Origin of the sequence: Streptomyces sp. AHU1 (genome assembly GCF_045343905.1) — a bacterium.
GTDB classification, from domain to species: Bacteria; Actinomycetota; Actinomycetes; order Streptomycetales; family Streptomycetaceae; genus Streptomyces; species Streptomyces triticiradicis.
Genome location: NZ_CP174283.1, coordinates 7,283,954 through 7,301,419 on the forward strand (window position 1 = coordinate 7,283,954; position 17,466 = coordinate 7,301,419).

Below are 17,466 nucleotides of genomic sequence, written 5' to 3' on the forward strand. Positions count from 1 at the left end.
GGGTAATGGATACGGGGTACGGGGTACGGGGTGCGGGCAACGGGCCGCCCGTGTCGGCGCGGCCCGTGGGCGCTCAGCCGACCGGCTGTGGCCGTGGCGCCGAGGTGTCCGCGGTGCTGCGCCCCGGCTGCCGCAGCAGCAGGGCGATCGCGGCCGCCACCATGGAGACGCCGCTGGCCAGCGCGTAGGCGCCGTCGTAGCCCCAGGCGGCGACCACCATCGAACCGAGCCCGCCGCCGAACCCGGAGAGGAAGGCGAAGAACAGGAACTGCGCCTCGTTGTGGATGCCGCTGGCCCAGATCACGCCGAACTGCGCGAGCCCGAGGACCACGATGACGAAGACCAGGGTCTGCCTGCGCCCCCAGGTGTCGGACAGCCGGCCCACCACCCCCGGCCCACACCGTTGACGACCGCCATCACCCCCATCGACGAGGCCGCCACCAGCGGACCGAAGCCCACCGGCGGGTCCTCCGCCGCGACGGGTTCCGCCGTCATGACGCCGTCTCCTCGCCGAGCGGGTGCGGATTGGGAACGATGCCCCGGGCGCGGGGCCGGTCCGGTGCCTTGAGGAACAGGGCCAGTACGGCGGAGGCCAGACCGATGGACCCGGCGAGCACGAAGGCGCCGTGGTAGTCCCACGCGTCGACGACGACCGCCCCCAGGCCGGAACCCACGAGGCCCGAGATCAGCTTCGAGCTGTAGACCATCCCGTAGTTGGAGGCGTTGTTGTTCTCGCCGAAGTAGTCCGCCGTCATGGCCGCGAACAGCGGGAAGATCGCGCCGCCGCCGAAACCGGAGACCATGGAGCAGAACAGGAAGAACGGCATGCTGCCCATCTGGCCGGAGACCAGCACGCCGAACTGGGCGGAACCGAGCACCAGACACACGATGATCAGCGTGTGGCGCCGCCCGACCCGGTCGGAGATCCAGCCGATGACCCCGCGCCCGGTGCCGTTGACGATGGCCTTCAGCGACATCGCCGTGGCCACGATCCCGCCCGCGAAGCCCATGTCCTTGCCGAAGGGGACCTGGAAGGCGATGCCGAAGATGTTGATGCCGGCCGTGCACAGCAGACAGAACCACATCATCCACAGAACAGGTGTACGCGCGGCCTCCTTCGGGGTGTACTGCTTCGGCGCCGGCGGGTTCTTCTCCAGCGCCCGCCGGACCTTGGGGTCGTCCGGCACCTTCAGCGGGTCCACGTCCGGCGGCCACCAGCCCTTCGGCGGGTCCTTGAAGAACCAGCCGGCCGCCGCGACCACGGTGCAGCAGAGCAGACCGACGCCCACCAGGACGCCCCGGTAGTTGCCCAGGTCCATGTACGAGGTGAACAGGAAGACGAAGGGCACGGACCCGTAGGCGAAACCGCCGTTGACGAAGCCCGTCTTGCCGCCCTTGCGCTCCGGATACCACTTGCCGACCATGTTCACGCAGGTCGCGTAGACGAGACCCGCCCCGATGCCGCTGCACATGCCGAAGCCGAGATAGGCGACCACGACGTGCGGCGCGAACGCCAGGGACACATAGCCGAGCAGGGTGCCGAGCGCGCCCAGCAGCATCGCCGTACGGGCGGGGAGCCTGCCGCTCTCGCGCAGCTGCCCGGCCGGGAAGGCCACGGCCGCCTGGAAGAACACCCAGACGCCCATCAGCCAGAAGATGTGTCCGCTGCTCCACAGGTGGGCCTCGTGGAGCGTGTCCTCCGCGGACGTGAACGCGTACTCGGCGGAGCTGATGCCCAGCATGCCCGCCCAGGGCAGGAAGACCATCCAGGCGCGTTTGCGGCCCATGATGTCGATGTCTCTCTCGCCGACGCGGTACACGCGTCCGTGCCGGTCCTTCACCTCTCGATGAGGCACCGGAGTCGAGTAGCCGGTGGTTGTCATGTCGATCGAGATCCCCTTGCGTCGAAAGAACGAGTCAGCGCCCCCTGCCACATGCCTTTCGTGCGTCCGTGGGTCCCGGGCCGGCCGACGGACGCACCGCCGGCCGGCCCCGCGCGTCCTCATGTCATGGGCGGCCTCCCAACAGTCCTGCCGCGCGGGCCCAGCGGTACTTCGCGCCGAGGACGGCCACCGGCATCTCGGTCGTGTACGGGTAGGCCACGACCCCCCGCTCGTACAGGTACCGGCACGCCTCCTCGACCTCGACGTCGCCCGCGAGCGACGCCACCACGGGCTTCTCGACGCCGCGTTCGCGGAATTCGGCCACCACGCGCGCGGTGAGCTCGGCGAAGACCATGGGAGGGGTCACGATCGTGTGCCAGTAGCCGAGGACGAGCGCGTGGACGCGCGGGTCCTGCAGGCCGAGCCGGATCGTCGCCTCGTACGTCGACGGCGGCTCCCCGCCCGTGATGTCCACCGGGTTGCCCGCCGCCCCGAAGGGCGGGATGAACTCCCGGAAGGCGGCGTCGAGATCCGGGGGGATCTCCATCAGGGACAGTCCGTTGTCGGTCACCGCGTCGGACAGCAGGACGCCGCTGCCGCCCGCGCCGGTGATGATCACGACGTTGTCGCCCCGGGGAGCGGGCAGCACCGGCAGGGCGCGCGCGTACTCCAGCATGTCGTTCAGCCCGGGGGCCCTGATGACCCCGGCCTGCCGGAGGACGTCGTCGTACACGGCGTCGTCGCCCGCGAGGGCTCCGGTGTGCGAGCCCGCGGCCCGCGCGCCGGCGGCGGTCCGCCCGGCCTTCAGGACGACGACGGGCTTCTTCGGGACCGTGGCGCGGGCCGCCTCCACGAAGGCGCGGCCGTCCTTGAGGTCCTCCAGGTGCATGGCGACGCACCGGGTGTGCGGGTCCTCGCCGAACCAGGTGAGCAGGTCGTCCTCGTCCAGGTCCGCCTTGTTGCCGAGCCCGACGATCGCCGACACCCCCGTCCTCGTGGTCCGCGCGAACCCGAGGACGGCCATGCCGATCCCGCCGGACTGCGAGGTGAGCGCGACACCGCCCTTCACGTCGTACGGGGTGCAGAACGTGGCGCACACGTCCTGCCAGGTCGAGTAGTAGCCGTAGATGTTCGGGCCGAGCAGCCGGACGCCGTACCGCTCGCCGATGGCCGTGATCTCGTCCTGGAGCCCCTGTTCGCCGGTCTCCGCGAACCCGGAGGGGATCAGGACCGCGTTGGGGATGTTCTTGCGTCCCACCTCCTCCAGGACCCGTGCCACCGCCCGGGCGGGGACGGCGAACACCGCGACGTCCACCTCGCCGGGGATGTCCGCGACGCTCGCGTAGGCCTTGCGCCCCTGGATGTCGTCGGCCTTGGGGTTCACCGGATGGATCTCGCCCGCGAAGCCCCCGTCGACCAGGTTGCGCAGCACCGCGTGACCGATCTTGCCCGGCACGTCCGAGGCGCCGATCACGGCGATCGACCGCGGCCGCATCAGCCGGTCCACGGAGGCGAGGATCTCGTCCCGGGTGTACCGGCGCCGCGCGGGCGGGGCGCTCGCGCCGAGGATCACGCGGATGTCCGCCGCGACGGCGCCGTCCGGGCCCGCGATCACCGGGTTGAGGTCCACCTCCGCGATCTCGGGGAAGTCCGTGACGAGTTCGGAGACCCGGCGGATCTGCTCGGCGAGGGCGGTCCGGTCCACCGCGGGCCCGCCGCGCACCCCGTGCAGGACCGGTGCCGAGCGGATCGAGCCGAGCATCGACAGCGCCTCGTCGGCGTCCACGGGAGCGAGCCGGAAGGTGACGTCCTTCAGTACTTCGACGAGCACACCGCCGAGCCCGAAGGCGACGACCTTCCCGAAGGTCGGGTCGGTCACCGCGCCGACGATGACCTCCTGCCCCGGCGGGACCAGCTCCTGCACCTGGACGCCGTGGATCCGGGCGCGCTCGTCGTACGCGCGGGCGTTCCCGACGACCGTCCGGAAGGCCGCCCGTACGTCCGCCTCCCCCTCGACGCCGACCAGCACCCCGCCCGCATCGGTCTTGTGCAGGATGTCGGGGGAGACGATCTTCATCACCACGGGGCCGCCGAAGCGTTCCGCGTGGGCCACCGCCTCGTCCTCGTCGCGGGCCAGCTCCTCGCCGGGCACGGCGATCCCGTAGGCGTCGGCGATCTCCTTGCCCTCCGGCGCCGTCAGCGCGGTGCGCCCCTGGCGCCGGACGCCGTCCAGCAGCGCCCGTACCCGCGCCACCCGGTCCCGTGCCGCCATCTCAGATCACCCCACCCTGCTTGAGAAGCCGCAGTTCCTCGTCTCCGAGGCCGAGTTCGCCGATGTAGATCTCCTCGTTGTGCTCGCCGAGCAGCGGGGAGGCGGTGATGTCGACGGGGGAGTCGGAGAGTTTGAGCGGGCTGCCGACGGTGACGTAGGAGCCGCGCTCGGGGTGCTCGACCTCGACGACCATGCCGTCGGCCACGAGCGAGGCGTCCTCGATGATCTCCTTGGTGGACAGGATCGGTCCGCACGGGATGTTCTCGGCGTTGAGCTGTTCCAGCACCTGCCACTTGGGCAGGGTGGTGGTCCATTCCTCGATGAGCTGGAACATCTTGGTGAGCCTCGGCAGCCGGGCCCCCGGGGTGGACCAGCCGGGGTCGTCGGCCAGTTCGGGGCGGCCGATCAGCCGGGTGATCGGCTTCCAGCCGGCGGGCTGGACGATGACGTAGACGTAGTCGTTGGGGCCGCCGGGCGCACACTTGACGGCCCAGCCGGGCTGACCGCCGCCGGAGGCGTTGCCCGAGCGCGGGACCTCGTCGCCGAAGTCCTCGTTGGGGTACTCGGCGAGCGGCCCGTGGGCCAGGCGCTGCTGGTCGCGCAGCTTGACCCGGCACAGGTTGAGGACGGCGTGCTGCATGGCCACGTTGACGCGCTGGCCGCGTCCGGTGCGGGTGCGCTGGAGCAGCGCGGCCAGGACGGCGGCGACGGCGTGGACGCCGGTGCCGGAGTCGCCGATCTGGGCGCCGGTGGCCAGGGGCGGGCCGTCCTCGAACCCGGTGGTGGCCATGGAGCCCCCCATGGCCTGCGCGACCACCTCGTACGCCTTGAAGTCGGTGTAGGGGCCGTCCCCGAAGCCCTTGATGGAGGCGTAGACGATCCGCGGGTTGATCTCGCGGATGCGGTCCCAGGTGAAGCCCATGCGGTCGATCGCTCCGGGGCCGAAGTTCTCCACCATGACGTCGGAGCGGCGGATCAGCTCGGTCAGGAGCTGTTTGCCGCGCTCGGTCTTGGTGTTGAGGGTGATGCTGCGCTTGTTGCTGTTGAGCATGGTGAAGTAGAGGGAATCGGCGTCCGGGACGTCCCGCAGCTGGGTGCGGGTGATGTCGCCGGCCGGCGCCTCGAGCTTGACCACGTCGGCGCCGAGCCATGCCATCAACTGGGTCGCCGAGGGACCGGACTGAACGTGCGTCATGTCCAGGACCCGGATGCCTTCGAGAGCCTTGGTCGTCACAGGTCACCTCACTTGTCCGTTGCCTTGAGCCGCCCCGGTGGAGCCGGCGGTGGGCCAGGTTCGGCACATTGCATACAGTCGACGAATACTGTATGAAGATTGTTATCCCGCATCCGATGGGTGATGTCCAGGGGTCGTGCACCACTTTCAGGACAGGAGCCGGAACGTGGACCTGTACGAACATCAGGCGCGGCAGCTCTTCGAGGAACACGGCATCCCGGTGCCGCGCGCCGAGGTCACCGACTCGCCCGGCGCCGCGCGCGACATCGCCCGCCGGCTCGGCGGCCGGGTCGTAGTCAAGGCCCAGGTCAAGACCGGCGGACGGGGCAAGGCGGGCGGGGTGCGGCCGGCCGAGGACCCCGCCGCCGCCGAACGCACGGCACGCGAGATCCTCTCCATGAACATCAAGGGCCACCCGGTCCGCACCGTCATGCTCGCCCAACCCGTCGACATCGAGAGCGAGTTCTACGTCTCGTACGTCCTCGACCGCGCCGCCGGACGCTTCCTCGCGATCGCCTCCGCCGAGGGCGGCACCGAGATCGAGGAGGTGGCCGCGTCCCGGCCGGAGGCGGTGGCGCGCGTCCCCGTCGACCCTGCGGAGGGCGTCACCCCGCGGAAGGCCGCCGAGATCGTCCGGGCGGCCGGACTGCCGCCGCGGACCGCCGACATCCTCGTGCGGCTCTGGCAGGTGCTCACGCGCGAGGACGCCCTCCTCGTCGAGGTGAACCCCCTCGTCCGCACCGCCCGGGGGCAGCTCGTGGCCCTGGACGGCAAGGTCACCCTCGACGACAACGCCCGCTTCCGCCGGGCGCGTCGGGCGGAACGGAGGACCGAGCACGACGACCCGCTGGAAGCCGCGGCCGCCGCCAAGGGCCTCAACTACGTGAAACTGGACGGCGAGGTCGGGGTCGTCGGCAACGGCGCGGGCCTCGTGATGTCGACGCTCGACGTCGTCGCCGGCAGCGGTGCCCGCCCCGCCAACTTCCTCGACATCGGCGGCGGAGCCTCCGCGCGGATCATGTCCGACGGACTGTCCGTCGTCCTGTCCGACCCCGACGTGCGGTCCGTCCTCGTCAACGTCTTCGGCGGCATCACCGCCTGCGACGCGGTCGCCGACGGCATCGTCGCGGCCCTGGACGCCGTACGGCCGACCAAGCCGCTCGTGGTCCGCCTCGACGGCAACAACGCGGCCCGGGGGCGCGCCGTCCTCGGCGAGAGGGCGCACCCCCTGGTGCACCAGGCCGCCACCATGGACGACGCCGCCCGTCTCGCCGCCCGACTGGCCCACATCAGCTGAAGGAGCGGGACATGGCCGTCTTTCTCACCGAGGAGTCCAAGGTCCTCGTCCAGGGCATGACCGGCGCCGAGGGCATGCGGCACACCCGGCGCATGCTCGCCGCCGGCACCGACGTCGTCGGCGGCGTCAATCCGCGCAAGGCCGGCCTGGACGTGGAGTTCGACGTCGCCGGCCCCGGGGGCCGGGGAGGCGCCCCGCGCACCGTCCCCGTCTTCGGGTCGGTGCGCGAGGGGATCGAGGCGACGGGGGCCGACGTGAGCGTCGTGTTCGTGCCGCCCCCCTTCACCCGCGCGGCCGTGCGGGAGGCCGCCGACGCCGGGATCGCGCTCGCCGTCGTCATCACCGAGGGCGTCCCCGTCCACGACTCCGTCGCCCTCTGCGCGCACGCCGCCGCCCGGGGCACCCGCGTCATCGGCCCCAACTGCCCCGGCGTCATCTCCCCCGGACGGTCGAACGCGGGCATCGTCCCCGCCGACATCACCGGACCCGGACCGATCGGCCTGGTCTCCAAGTCCGGCACCCTCACCTACCAGCTCATGCACGAACTGAAGGACATCGGCTTCTCGACCTGCGTGGGCATCGGCGGGGACCCCGTCGTCGGCACCTCCCACATCGACTGTCTGGCGGCCTTCGAGGAGGACCCCGCCACCGAGCTGATCGTCCTCATCGGGGAGATCGGAGGCGACGCCGAGGAGCGGGCCGCCGCGTACGTACGCGATCACGTCACCAAGCCCGTCGTCGGCTACATCGCCGGGTTCACCGCCCCCGAGGGCCGGACCATGGGGCACGCCGGCGCCATCGTCTCCGGCTCCTCGGGCACCGCCCGGGCCAAGAAGAAGGCCCTGGAGGCGGCCGGGGTGCGGGTCGGCGAGACCCCGGCCGAGACGGCACGGCTGGTCCTGGCACGGCTGGCGGAGCGGGCAGTCCCGAGTGATGTCACCCATAGTTGATGCGAGGTCGCTTCCGGAAGCCGCCGGACCTCCCTGCGTTCCTCACGCGCGTGACGACCGTTCGCGGCGGCCGTTCGCGCCGGCCTGTGCGGCACGCACGTGACGACCGTTCGCGCCGGCCCGTGCGGCCTGCCGTCCGGCAGGACCCGGGCTCCCCGCCCCCGACCGTGCACCGAGAGCGGAGACACGCATGACGACCCCCGGCCCCACCCCTCCCGAACCCGCGCCACCCCGCCCCGGCCCCCGCACTCCCACCCCCCTCGTCCTCAAGTCCGGCACGTCCTGGGCCGACGCCTGGCGCCGCTGCCTCGCCGTCGCCCCCGAGGCGTTCCGCGACGACCGGGTGCTCAACCTCTGGAACTCCGGCTGGCGGCCGGACGGCCGGGCACTGCCCGCCACCAGCCCCGTCGACGGCGGCCCCGTCGCGGGACCCCCTCGGCTCGACGGCGCCACCGCCAAGAGCGCCGTCCGCGCCGCGCTCGACCAGCACCGCGCCTGGCGCCACGTGCCCCTCGCCGAACGCCGGGCCCGCGTGGCGGCGGCCCTCGACGCCCTCGCCGAACACCGTGAGCTGCTCGCCCTCCTGCTGGTCTGGGAGATCGGCAAGCCCTGGCGGCAGGCCCGGGCCGACGTGGACCGCGCGATCGACGGCGTGCGCTGGTACGTCGACGGCATCGAGCCCATGGTGGAGGGCCGGACCCCGCTCGACGGGCCCGTCTCCAACATCGCCAGCTGGAACTACCCGATGAGCGTCCTCGTCCACGCGATGCTCGTGCAGGCGCTGGCGGGCAACGCGGTCATCGCCAAGACCCCGACCGACGGCGGGGTCGCCTGTCTCACCCTGGCCTCGGCGCTCGCCGTACGCGAAGGCGTCCCCCTCACCCTGGTCAGCGGCAGCGGGGGCGAGCTGTCGGAGGCGCTCGTGCGCGCGCCCGAGATCGGCTGCGTCTCCTTCGTCGGCGGCCGGGACACCGGCGCCGCCGTGGCCACCGCCGTCGCCGACCTGGGCAAGCGCCATGTCCTCGAACAGGAGGGGCTCAACACCTGGGGCGTCTGGAACCACACCGACTGGGACGCGCTGACGGCGGTGATCCCCAAGCTCTTCGACTACGGCAAGCAGCGCTGCACCGCCTACCCGCGCTTCGTCGTCCAGCGGACGCTGTTCGACGACTTCCTCGCCGCCTACCTCCCGGCCGTCCGCACCCTGCGCACCGGCCATCCGCTCGCCGTCGAGCACCCCGACGACCCCCACCCCGCGCTGGACTTCGGCCCGGTCATCAACGCGGCCAAGGCCAAGGAACTGGACGACCAGGTCACCGAGGCCATCGACCGGGGCGCCGTCCCGCTGTACCGGGGCAAGCCGTCCGACGCCCGCTTCCTGCCCGGCCAGGACACGACGGCGTACGTCCGGCCCGTCACGCTCCTCAATCCGCCCCCCTCCTCACCGCTGCACCACGCGGAACCCTTCGGCCCGGTCGACACCATCGTCCTGGTCGACACCGAGGCCGAACTGCTCGCCGCGATGAACGCGTCGAACGGCGCGCTGGTCGCCACGCTGTCCACGGACGACGAGGCGACGTACGCCCGGCTGGCCCCCCAGATCCGCGCGTTCAAGGTCGGCCACGGCAGGCCCCGCTCCCGGGGCGACCGCGACGAACTGTTCGGTGGCTTCGGGGCGTCGTGGCGCGGAGCGTTCGTGGGCGGCGAACTCCTGGTCCGGGCCGTGACCCAGGGCCCGGCAGGGGAGCGGCTGCCGGGGAACTTCCCGGACTACCACCTGATGCCGTGAGCCGGGCGGCCCCATGAGCCGGGCGGCCCCGTGAGCCCGGTGGACCCGTGAGCAGGCCGGTCAGCCGATGTCCGGCCGGTCAGCCGATGCCCTGCCGGTCCGGCCGCAGGGCGAAGGCGCGGTCCGAGGCCTCGGACACCGAGCGTTCCACGGCCTCGACGAGGAGCGCCCGGTGCCGGAGCAGCGGCTCGCGCCGGTCGGCGGGAGCGATCGCGGCGAGGTCGTCGAACCCCGCGACGAGCCGCCGGGTGACCTGCGGGGTGCCCACCGCGCAGCCCCGGATCTCCGCGAACCCGAGGTCGACCAGCTCCGTCCACCCCGGTACGGGCTGCACCAGCCGCACGTTCCCGCGCCGGTCGCGATGGAGCGCCGGGTCGAGCGGCCGGCCGGCGACGGCGGCCAGGAACTGCACGATGCGGTCGATCGCCTGCACGGCCGTGGTCGGGTCGTTGATCGCGGCCGACAGCGCCCGCAGCCCGATGTCGGACAGTTGGCGCAGCCCGAACGCGAAGTCCTGGTGGAAGGTGCGGTCCACCCCGACGGACACGGCGCGGCTCAGCGACCGCCCCGCCGGTGCGGGACCTCCGTGCACGGCGAACAGCGGCGTGCCCGGTACGACGAAGTCCCCGATCCGCGGGAGCAGCCGCAGCACGACACCCTCCTGCCGGGCCGCCCGCACCAGCCGGGCGATGTCGACGTCCCGCAGGATCCCGGCCCGCCCGTGGTGGACGACCCGGGCGGTCTCGGGCCCGAGCGCCGCCTCCTCCTCGCCGGTCGAGCGGCCCACGGGCATGCGCGCGACGGCCTTGAACGCCTCGCGGGTGATGCGGTCGATGACATGGCTGATGCGCATGAGCCGCAGGGTCTGGTTCACGTACAGCACGAAGAGCAGGAGGCTCAGTCCCAGCATCGTGAGCGTCAGGACCGACTGGACCAGCGGGATCGAGGTCACGTACCGCGCCTCGGCATGTCCCTCGTACGAGGTCAGGACCAGCAGGGACAGCAGGAACGTGGAGAGGAACACGGCGAAGGTGGCCTTGGTGATCCGGCTCCGGACGAAGATCCGCACCACGCGCGGACTGAACTGCCCGCTCGCCATCTGCACGGCGACCAGCGAGATGCTGAAGACCACGCCGATGAAGGTCATCATCGCCGAGCTGACCACGGTCACCACGGCCTTCGCGTCGTCGGCCAGCCCCAGCATGTCGTCGAGGGTGTCGTAGTCGCGCTCCGCGCGCAGCGCGTCGACGATCGCGGTGTCGATCTCGGTCGCCACCGCCCACACCACGAACACCAGCACCATGGCCGCGGTGGGCGCGAACCAGAACGTGTCCCGCAGGTGCTCCCGCCACGGCGACAGCGCCCGCGGCAGCCGCCCTTCGCGCAGACCACCGGTAGTCATCCAGTCACCCATGGTGAGACTGTAGGCGCACCCCCACCACGCTCCGCGGACCCGCTCCGGGGGCCCGGATACGCAGGTGAAAGGCACTCCGAAACCTTGGTATTGTTGTCCATGTCGCCGCGGGGAACACCCCCGGCCAGGCGGCAGACACCTTGTCCGGGTGGCGGAATGGCAGACGCGCTAGCTTGAGGTGCTAGTGCCCTTTATCGGGCGTGGGGGTTCAAGTCCCCCCTCGGACACTTCTGACAGCGGTACACGACGAGGACCCCGACCTGACGGTCGAGGTCCTCGTGGCGTTTTCGCGACCGCCCGGGGCCGAAGGGGCTCTCCTGGGCGAGGTCCGTCCGGGCTTCCCCGGTGCCGTCGGGGGCGGCCGGCGGTGTGCCGGCCGCCCCCGACGGCAGGGGCGCGGGTCAGGGGCGCGGTTTCACGCGCGCGAGCGATCGCGTGAGGGGCGCGGCCTCAGCCGGACGTGCCGCCCGAGACCCACTCGCTCCACGGCATGTTCCAGTCGCCGAAGCCGTTGCCCGGAGCCACCGTGGTCTTGTCCGCGGAGTTCTTGACGACCACGACGTCGCCGACCATCGAGTTGTCGAAGAACCAGGCGGCGGGCTGCTTGGCGTCGCCGGCGTTCCTGACGTCCTTCAGGCCGACGCATCCGTGGCTGGTGTTGACCTTGCCGAAGACCGAGTCGGCACCCCAGTAGTTGCCGTGGATGAACGTGCCCGAGTCGGTGAGGCGCATGGCGTGCGGTACGGCCTCGATGTCGTACGAGGGCTTGCCGTCCTTCTCCGTGAGGCCGACGGTCGCGCCGTTCATGCGGATGTGCCGGAACTTCTCGGAGATGACCATCCGGCCGTTGTACGTCGGGTGCTCCGCGCTGCCGGACGAGATCGGGATGGTCTTGATCGTCTTGCCGTTCCGCACGACGGTCATCTGCTTCGTCTTCGCGTCGACGGTGCTGATCTGGCTCCGGCCGATCTTGAACGTGGCCGTCTGCTGGACGCCGTCGAGGCCGACCTTGACGGTGACGGTGGAGCCGGGCTTCCAGTAGTTCTCGGGGCGGAAGTCCAGACGGCTGCCGTTGAGCCAGTGGCCGACGACCTGCTGGCCGCTGCTGGAGCTGACCTGGATCTTCGACTCCACGGCGGCCTTGTCGGCGATCGCCTTGTCGAAGGTGAAGCTCACCGGCATGCCCACGCCGACGGTCGAGCCGTTCTGGGGGGAGAGGTGCCCGAGGAGGTCGTTGGCCGGGGAGACCGTGGAGATCGCGGCGTTCTCGGTCGCGGAGCGGCCCTTCGCGTCCACGGCCTCCGCGGCGATCTGGTACCGGGTGGCCTGCTTCAGCGGGCCGTTCGGCTTCCAGGACGTGCCGTCCGCCGACAGGGTGCCCGGAACCTCGGTGCCGGTCGCGACGGCGGTCATGGTCACCTTGGTGAGCCTGCCGTCGCTGACGGTGACGTTCACGGAGCCGTCGATCCCGACGCCGTGGACCCCGTCCCCGGGCGCGATCTTTATTCGGGCGTCGGAGGCGTCCTGGTCGTCCGCCTGAGTCGTCGGATCCGCCTGGGCCTGTGGTCCTGGGGGAGTCGCGGTGTCGTTGGTCGCCGCGTAGCTGGTACCGCCGAGCGCCGTGAGTGCGAGTGCGCCGGCCGTGGCCGTCAGCCCGATGCGTCGCTTGCGTGCCGTGATCAAACGCTTCTCCCATGCCGCTGGTCGGTGGATCCCTGGAGCCGGTCGCCGAGAGGTCGATCGGCCCCAAAGAAGCATCTTTGTCTATTTGTCTGCCTTTGTGGGGTGTTTGTGGTGGGTTTCACGCCGCGGCGTGAGCCCTGACCTGCCGCCCGCGCGTGTTTCCGTGACGTCAAACGTGATGTTGAATACGGAAACAGTTTTGACATGAACACTTCCGTAAAGTGGTTGCCGGTTGTACCAAATGAGGGCCAGCTTTCCCGCTCAGGGAGGTCCTGTGAGACGCGTCAAACTGAGATCCACCCTTGTCGCCTTCGGTCTCGCGATGATGTCCGGCCTGGTGCTGGCCGGTCCTGCGCACGCCGCCGGACCGGCCTACGTCGCACTGGGTGACTCGTACTCGGCCGGCAACGGCGCGGGGAACTACGACAGTTCGAGCGGAGGCTGCCACCGCAGCCTCAGTGCCTACCCCTACCTGTGGAAGAACGCCCACGCACCGTCCTCGTTCGCCGACACCTCCTGCTCGGGCGCGGTCACCACGGACGTGACGAACAGCCAGCTCGCTCCCCTGAACTCCTCCACCGGCCTCGTCTCCCTCACGATCGGCGGCAACGACGCCGGCTTCTCGGACGTCATGACGACCTGCGTGACCGGCTCGGACGCCGACTGCGTCAACCGCGTGAACACGGCCGAGAACTACGCCCGGAACACGCTCCCCGCCCGCCTGGACGCCACCTACGACGCCATCCGCGCCAAGGCGCCCAACGCCAAGGTGGTCGTTCTCGGCTATCCGCACATGTATACGCTCGACGTCTTCTGCGTCGGCCTGAGCGCCACCAAGCACAGCAAGATCGACGAGGCTTCGGACGTCATCGACGGCGTCATCGCCGCTCGTGCCGCCGCCCACGGCTTCGTCTTCGGAGACGTCCGCACCGCGTTCGGCGGCCATGAGCTGTGCTCCGGCGACGACTGGCTGCACTCCCTGGTGGTCTCGCCGGGCTGGGAGTCGTACCACCCCACCGCCACCGGCCACGCCAGTGGCTACTACCCCGTCCTCAACGCCAACAGCTGACCTCCCCCGGGGGCGGGCCGGCCCGGCTCGTCCCCGGACCTCCGGGGCCTGGGACCCGGGGGCCGGTCCATCCTGGGCCGCGCCCGCCGGGCAGGTCACTGATACTGAGAAAATGGGCAAACTTGGGCGATACGTCCCGATTGGCCGACGGGGTGACCGCGTGCCGCCGAAGGCCGGACCGGCGAAAGCCGGTCCGAAGGCCCATCGCCGGTCGACCGGCCGGCGTGCCTGGTCGCGGCTGACTCCGCGCAGCGTCGCCGGTCAGGTCTTCCTGCTGCAACTGGTGGTCGTCCTGCTGCTCATCGCCACCGCCGTGGTGGCGCTCGTGATCCAGGACCGCAACCGCGCGATCCAGGAGGCCGGCGACCGGTCCCTGGCTGTGGCCGAGACGTTCGCGAACGCCCCGGGCACCGCGGAGGCGATGCAGAGCAAGAACCCGACGGCGGCACTCCAGCCGCACGCCGAGGTGGTGCGCAAGAAGACCGGCGTCGACTACGTGGTCGCACTGAGCCCCTACGGCTTCCGGTGGACCCACCCGGACCCGGACCAGATCGGGAAGCACGTCTCCACCTCCTACGGCGCGGCGCTCGGGGGCGAGCCCCACCAGACCACGTTCGACAGCAGTCTGGGCAAGGCGGTCGACTCGACGGTGGCCGTCTTCGACGAGAAGGGGGACGCCGTCGGCCTCGTCACCGTGGGGGTCACGGTGGACAAGGTGACCAGCGCGGTGCAGCACCAACTGCCGGTGATCTTCGCCGCCGGCGGTGTCGCGCTGGTGTTGGCCGCGGGAGGCGCGGCCCTGGTCAGCGGGCGTCTGCGGCGCCAGACCGGGGGCCTGGGGCCGGTGGAGATGACCCGCATGTACGAGCACCACGACGCGGTGCTGCACGCGGTCCGTGAAGGCGTGCTCATCCTGGACGGTGACGGACGGCTGCTGCTGGTCAACGACGAGGCGAGGCGGCTGCTCGCCCTGCCGCCGGAGGCCGAGGGCAGGCCGGTCACCGGACTCGGGCTGAGCCCGGACCTGGCCGGGCTGCTGGGATCGGGCCGGGAGGCCACGGACCAGGTCTTCCTGGCCGGGGACGTCCTGCTCGCGGTCAACGTGCGGCCGGTCGGCGCGAAGGGGGGCAGCGTGGCCACCCTGCGGGACACCACGGAGCTGCGCGCCCTCGCGGGCCGGGCGGACGTGGCGGGCGGGCGCCTGCGACTGCTCTACGAGGCCAGCACGCGGATCGGCACCACCCTCGACGTGAAGCGCACCGCCGAGGAACTGACCGAGGTGGCGGTCCCGCGCTTCGCCGACTTCGCCACCGTCGAACTGGTGGAGCCCGTGCTGCGCGGTGGCGAACCGAGGGGGGAGAGCATGGAGATGCACCGCACGGCGGTCGAGGGCATCCGGGACGACGCGCCCCTCCGTTCCGTCGGGACGCGCATGCACTACGTGCCCGAGAACCCCGTGACCCTCGGCATGACCACCGGCCGGCCGGTCCTGGTGGCCGAACTCGCCACGGCCGACGGGTGGCGGACCCAGGACCCGGAGCGGGCCCGGGAGGTCGTCGAATACGGCATCCACTCCATGATCTCGGTGCCGCTCCGGGCGCGCGGCCAGTTGCTGGGGGTCGTGGAGTTCTGGCGCTCGGAGCAGCCCCCCTTCGAGCTGGACGACCTGTCCCCCGCCGAGGAGCTCGCCGCCCGGGCGGCCGTGTGCATCGACAACGCGCGCCGCTACACCCGCGAGCACATCACGGCCGTCACCCTCCAGCGCAGCCTGCTGCCCGGCGTGCTCCCCGAACTGTCCGCCCTGGAGGTCGGACACCGGTACCTGCCCGCCCAGGCGGGAGTGGGCGGTGACTGGTACGACGTCATCCCGCTGCCGGGTGCCCGGGTGGCCCTGGTGGTCGGCGACGTCGTCGGACACGGACTGCACGCCGCCGCGACGATGGGCCGCCTGAGGACGGCGGTGCACAACTTCGCCGCCCTCGACCTGCCCCCGGACGAGATCCTCGGGCACCTGGACGACCTGATCGCCCGGATCGACGAGGACGCGGCGGCCGAGGCCGTCACCGGGGCCACCTGCCTGTACGCGGTCTACGACCCCGTCTCCGGCCGGTGCGTTCTCGCCCGGGCCGGTCATCCCGGTCCGGCGCTGGTCTCCCCCGACGGCTCCGTGACCTTCCCCGACATCCCCGTCTCCCCGCCACTGGGCGTGGGAGGAGGCCTGCCGGTCGAGACGGCGGAACTCGTGCTGGCCGCCGACAGCCGGCTGGTCCTCTACACCGACGGCCTGGTCGAGGCCCGCGGCCGGGACATCGACGCCGGCCTCGACATGCTGAAGGAGGCACTCGCCCATACGGACGGCGCCGCCCCGGACGAAACGTGCCGGGCGGTGCTCGACGCGATGCTGCGCACCAGGTCGAGCGACGACGTCGCCCTGCTCGTCGCACGCACCCGGCTGCTCGACCCGGACCAGGTCGCGGAGTGGGAGGTGCCCGACGACCCCGCGGCCGTCTCCGGGATCCGCGCCGAGGCCACCCGCAGGCTGGAGGCCTGGGGGCTCGGCGAGGCCGCCTTCACGATGGAGCTGATCCTCAGCGAACTGGTGACGAACGCCATCCGGTACGGAGGGAGCCCCATCGGTCTGCGGCTGCTGCGCGACCGCGACAGCCTGTTCTGCGAGGTCGCCGACGGCACCAGCACCTCCCCGCACCTGCGCCGCGCGGCCATCACCGACGAGGGGGGCCGAGGTCTGTTCCTCGTCGCGCAGATGTCCCGCCGCTGGGGGACCCGGTACACCGACCGAGGAAAGATCATCTGGGCCGAGCAGGCGCTCGACGCCGGAGCCGCCGGGGACCTGAGCGGTCTCCTGCTGGCGGACCTGGACCTGGACCTGGACATGGACATGGACCTGTGAAGCGGGACGGACGGGAACCGGACCGCTGCCCGCCCCGGAGCGCGCCCGGGGTGTTCAGGAACCGTCGTCGACGGTGAAGTACGGGATCTTGGCCGGGTCCTGGCCGAAGGCGGACCCGAGATAGACGGCCGACAGCTTGGCGAGGGTCCCGTCGTCGATCAGCTGCTTGATGACCCGGTCCAGCTCCTTCTTGTTCGACGACCCCTTCGGGTACAGGGCGCCGTAACCCTGGTCGGTCCTGTACTGGCCCACGATCCGCACCCTGCCCTCCCGCTTCTGGGGGTACGCCAGCAGGATCGTCGTGTCGTGCACGACGGCGTCGATCTGCCCCTTCTCCAGCGCCGTGACCATGTCCGGGTCGTTGGGGAAGGCGGTGACGGGCTTGGTCGGCTTGAGGCGGTTCCTGACGAACTCCTCGCCCGTGGTGCCCTCGGCCACTCCGATGCGGACGTCCCGGATGTTGCTCTCGTCGATCTTCTCGTCGTCCCTGATCAGCACTCCCAGGGTCGAGGAGAGGTAGGGCGGGGAGAAGGCGGCGACCTTGCTCCGCTCCGGGGTGATCGTGATCTGCGCCAGGGCCAGGTCGAAGTCCTCGGTCTTCCCGGAGACGACCTCCGGGAAGGGGGCGTTCTCCACCTTCACCCGGTCGAGTCCGGACCGGTAGGCGATGTTGGCGGCCATGCAGTACTCGTAGCCGCTCTTGATGGAGTCCGGTGTGTCGCCGCCGTTCCACCAGCCGGGCGCGGGCAGGGTCGTCTTCACCGTGAGGGCATCCGCCGTCATGGGGGACAGGTGGAACTCCCCACGGTGTCCCGAGACGTCGCAGTCGCCGTAGTGGACCTTCGACGACTTCGAGGCGTCCTCGTCACAAGCCGATGTCGCGACGATGAGCGCCACGCTGACAGCCAGAGAGACGATCGCTGCCGCGGCGCGCATCATTGCACCTCCGGTAGGGGCGTACTCC

General features: G+C 71.4%; 11 protein-coding genes, 1 tRNA gene and 1 pseudogene. 6 read left to right on the forward strand and 7 right to left on the reverse strand.

Going from position 1 to position 17,466, the window contains the following annotated elements:
- Positions 1 to 73 precede the first annotated feature (73 nt).
- The 4 genes and pseudogenes from ACICHK_RS32285 to frc form a co-directional block, all read right to left on the reverse strand.
- A pseudogene (locus ACICHK_RS32285) lies at positions 74 to 459 on the reverse strand (MFS transporter); the annotation flags it as partial.
- Between the two features lie 32 nt (positions 460 to 491).
- Entirely contained in the window at positions 492 to 1,883 is a 1,392-nt protein-coding gene (locus tag ACICHK_RS32290) for an OFA family MFS transporter (RefSeq protein ID WP_151472998.1), read from the reverse strand.
- A 124-nt stretch (positions 1,884 to 2,007) separates the two neighbouring features.
- Entirely contained in the window at positions 2,008 to 4,155 is a 2,148-nt protein-coding gene (locus tag ACICHK_RS32295) for an acetate--CoA ligase family protein (RefSeq protein WP_406839647.1), read from the reverse strand.
- A 1-nt stretch (position 4,156) separates the two neighbouring features.
- On the reverse strand, positions 4,157 to 5,389 hold the full coding sequence (frc, locus tag ACICHK_RS32300; protein WP_406839648.1) for a formyl-CoA transferase: 1,233 nt from the start codon (positions 5,387 to 5,389) through the stop codon (positions 4,157 to 4,159).
- Positions 5,390 to 5,555: 166 nt separating this feature from the next.
- On the opposite strand from frc, the gene sucC reads away from it, so the two are divergent.
- From sucC to ACICHK_RS32315, 3 genes are all read left to right on the forward strand, one after another.
- Positions 5,556 to 6,686: an ADP-forming succinate--CoA ligase subunit beta gene (sucC, locus tag ACICHK_RS32305; RefSeq protein WP_151472995.1), complete on the forward strand. Its 1,131-nt coding sequence runs from the start codon at positions 5,556 to 5,558 to the stop codon at positions 6,684 to 6,686.
- A gap of 11 nt (positions 6,687 to 6,697) precedes the next feature.
- On the forward strand, positions 6,698 to 7,636 hold the full coding sequence (sucD, locus tag ACICHK_RS32310) for a succinate--CoA ligase subunit alpha (RefSeq protein ID WP_151472994.1): 939 nt from the start codon (positions 6,698 to 6,700) through the stop codon (positions 7,634 to 7,636).
- Positions 7,637 to 7,826: 190 nt separating this feature from the next.
- Positions 7,827 to 9,425, forward strand: coding sequence for an aldehyde dehydrogenase family protein (locus tag ACICHK_RS32315; RefSeq protein ID WP_406839649.1), 1,599 nt, complete (start codon positions 7,827 to 7,829; stop codon positions 9,423 to 9,425).
- Positions 9,426 to 9,504: 79 nt separating this feature from the next.
- Here ACICHK_RS32315 and ACICHK_RS32320 read toward each other — a convergent pair whose 3' ends face one another.
- On the reverse strand, positions 9,505 to 10,839 hold the full coding sequence (locus ACICHK_RS32320; protein ID WP_406839650.1) for a DUF2254 domain-containing protein: 1,335 nt from the start codon (positions 10,837 to 10,839) through the stop codon (positions 9,505 to 9,507).
- 142 nt (positions 10,840 to 10,981) lie between these two features.
- Between ACICHK_RS32320 and ACICHK_RS32325 the strand changes: the two genes are divergently transcribed.
- Positions 10,982 to 11,066 (forward strand) — tRNA-Leu (locus tag ACICHK_RS32325).
- Positions 11,067 to 11,289: 223 nt separating this feature from the next.
- Here ACICHK_RS32325 and ACICHK_RS32330 read toward each other — a convergent pair.
- Positions 11,290 to 12,522, reverse strand: a complete 1,233-nt coding sequence (locus tag ACICHK_RS32330) for an Ig-like domain-containing protein (protein ID WP_406839651.1) — start codon at positions 12,520 to 12,522, stop codon at positions 11,290 to 11,292.
- Positions 12,523 to 12,796: 274 nt separating this feature from the next.
- On the opposite strand from ACICHK_RS32330, the gene ACICHK_RS32335 reads away from it, so the two are divergent.
- Both ACICHK_RS32335 and ACICHK_RS32340 read left to right on the forward strand, forming a co-directional pair.
- Positions 12,797 to 13,591, forward strand: coding sequence for an SGNH/GDSL hydrolase family protein (locus tag ACICHK_RS32335; protein WP_406839652.1), 795 nt, complete (start codon positions 12,797 to 12,799; stop codon positions 13,589 to 13,591).
- A gap of 112 nt (positions 13,592 to 13,703) precedes the next feature.
- Positions 13,704 to 16,502 (forward strand): SpoIIE family protein phosphatase, encoded by a 2,799-nt coding sequence (locus ACICHK_RS32340; RefSeq protein ID WP_406839653.1) that lies wholly within the window; start codon positions 13,704 to 13,706, stop codon positions 16,500 to 16,502.
- 54 nt (positions 16,503 to 16,556) lie between these two features.
- Here the strand turns inward: ACICHK_RS32340 and ACICHK_RS32345 are convergent, their stop codons facing one another.
- Positions 16,557 to 17,438: an ABC transporter substrate-binding protein gene (locus ACICHK_RS32345; RefSeq protein WP_406839654.1), complete on the reverse strand. Its 882-nt coding sequence runs from the start codon at positions 17,436 to 17,438 to the stop codon at positions 16,557 to 16,559.
- Positions 17,439 to 17,466 lie beyond the last annotated feature (28 nt).

Excerpts from the sequence above, each read along its gene's own strand:
- ACICHK_RS32315 (WP_406839649.1), top strand. The coding sequence starts at position 7,827 with ATGACGACCCCCGGCCCCACCCCTCCCGAACCCGCGCCACCCCGCCCC.
- ACICHK_RS32345 (WP_406839654.1), bottom strand. The coding sequence starts at position 17,438 with ATGCGCGCCGCGGCAGCGATCGTCTCTCTGGCTGTCAGCGTGGCGCTC.
- ACICHK_RS32320 (WP_406839650.1), bottom strand. The coding sequence starts at position 10,839 with ATGGGTGACTGGATGACTACCGGTGGTCTGCGCGAAGGGCGGCTGCCG.
- ACICHK_RS32340 (WP_406839653.1), top strand. The coding sequence starts at position 13,704 with ATGGGCAAACTTGGGCGATACGTCCCGATTGGCCGACGGGGTGACCGC.
- sucD (WP_151472994.1), top strand. The coding sequence starts at position 6,698 with ATGGCCGTCTTTCTCACCGAGGAGTCCAAGGTCCTCGTCCAGGGCATG.
- ACICHK_RS32295 (WP_406839647.1), bottom strand. The coding sequence starts at position 4,155 with ATGGCGGCACGGGACCGGGTGGCGCGGGTACGGGCGCTGCTGGACGGC.
- ACICHK_RS32290 (WP_151472998.1), bottom strand. The coding sequence starts at position 1,883 with ATGACAACCACCGGCTACTCGACTCCGGTGCCTCATCGAGAGGTGAAG.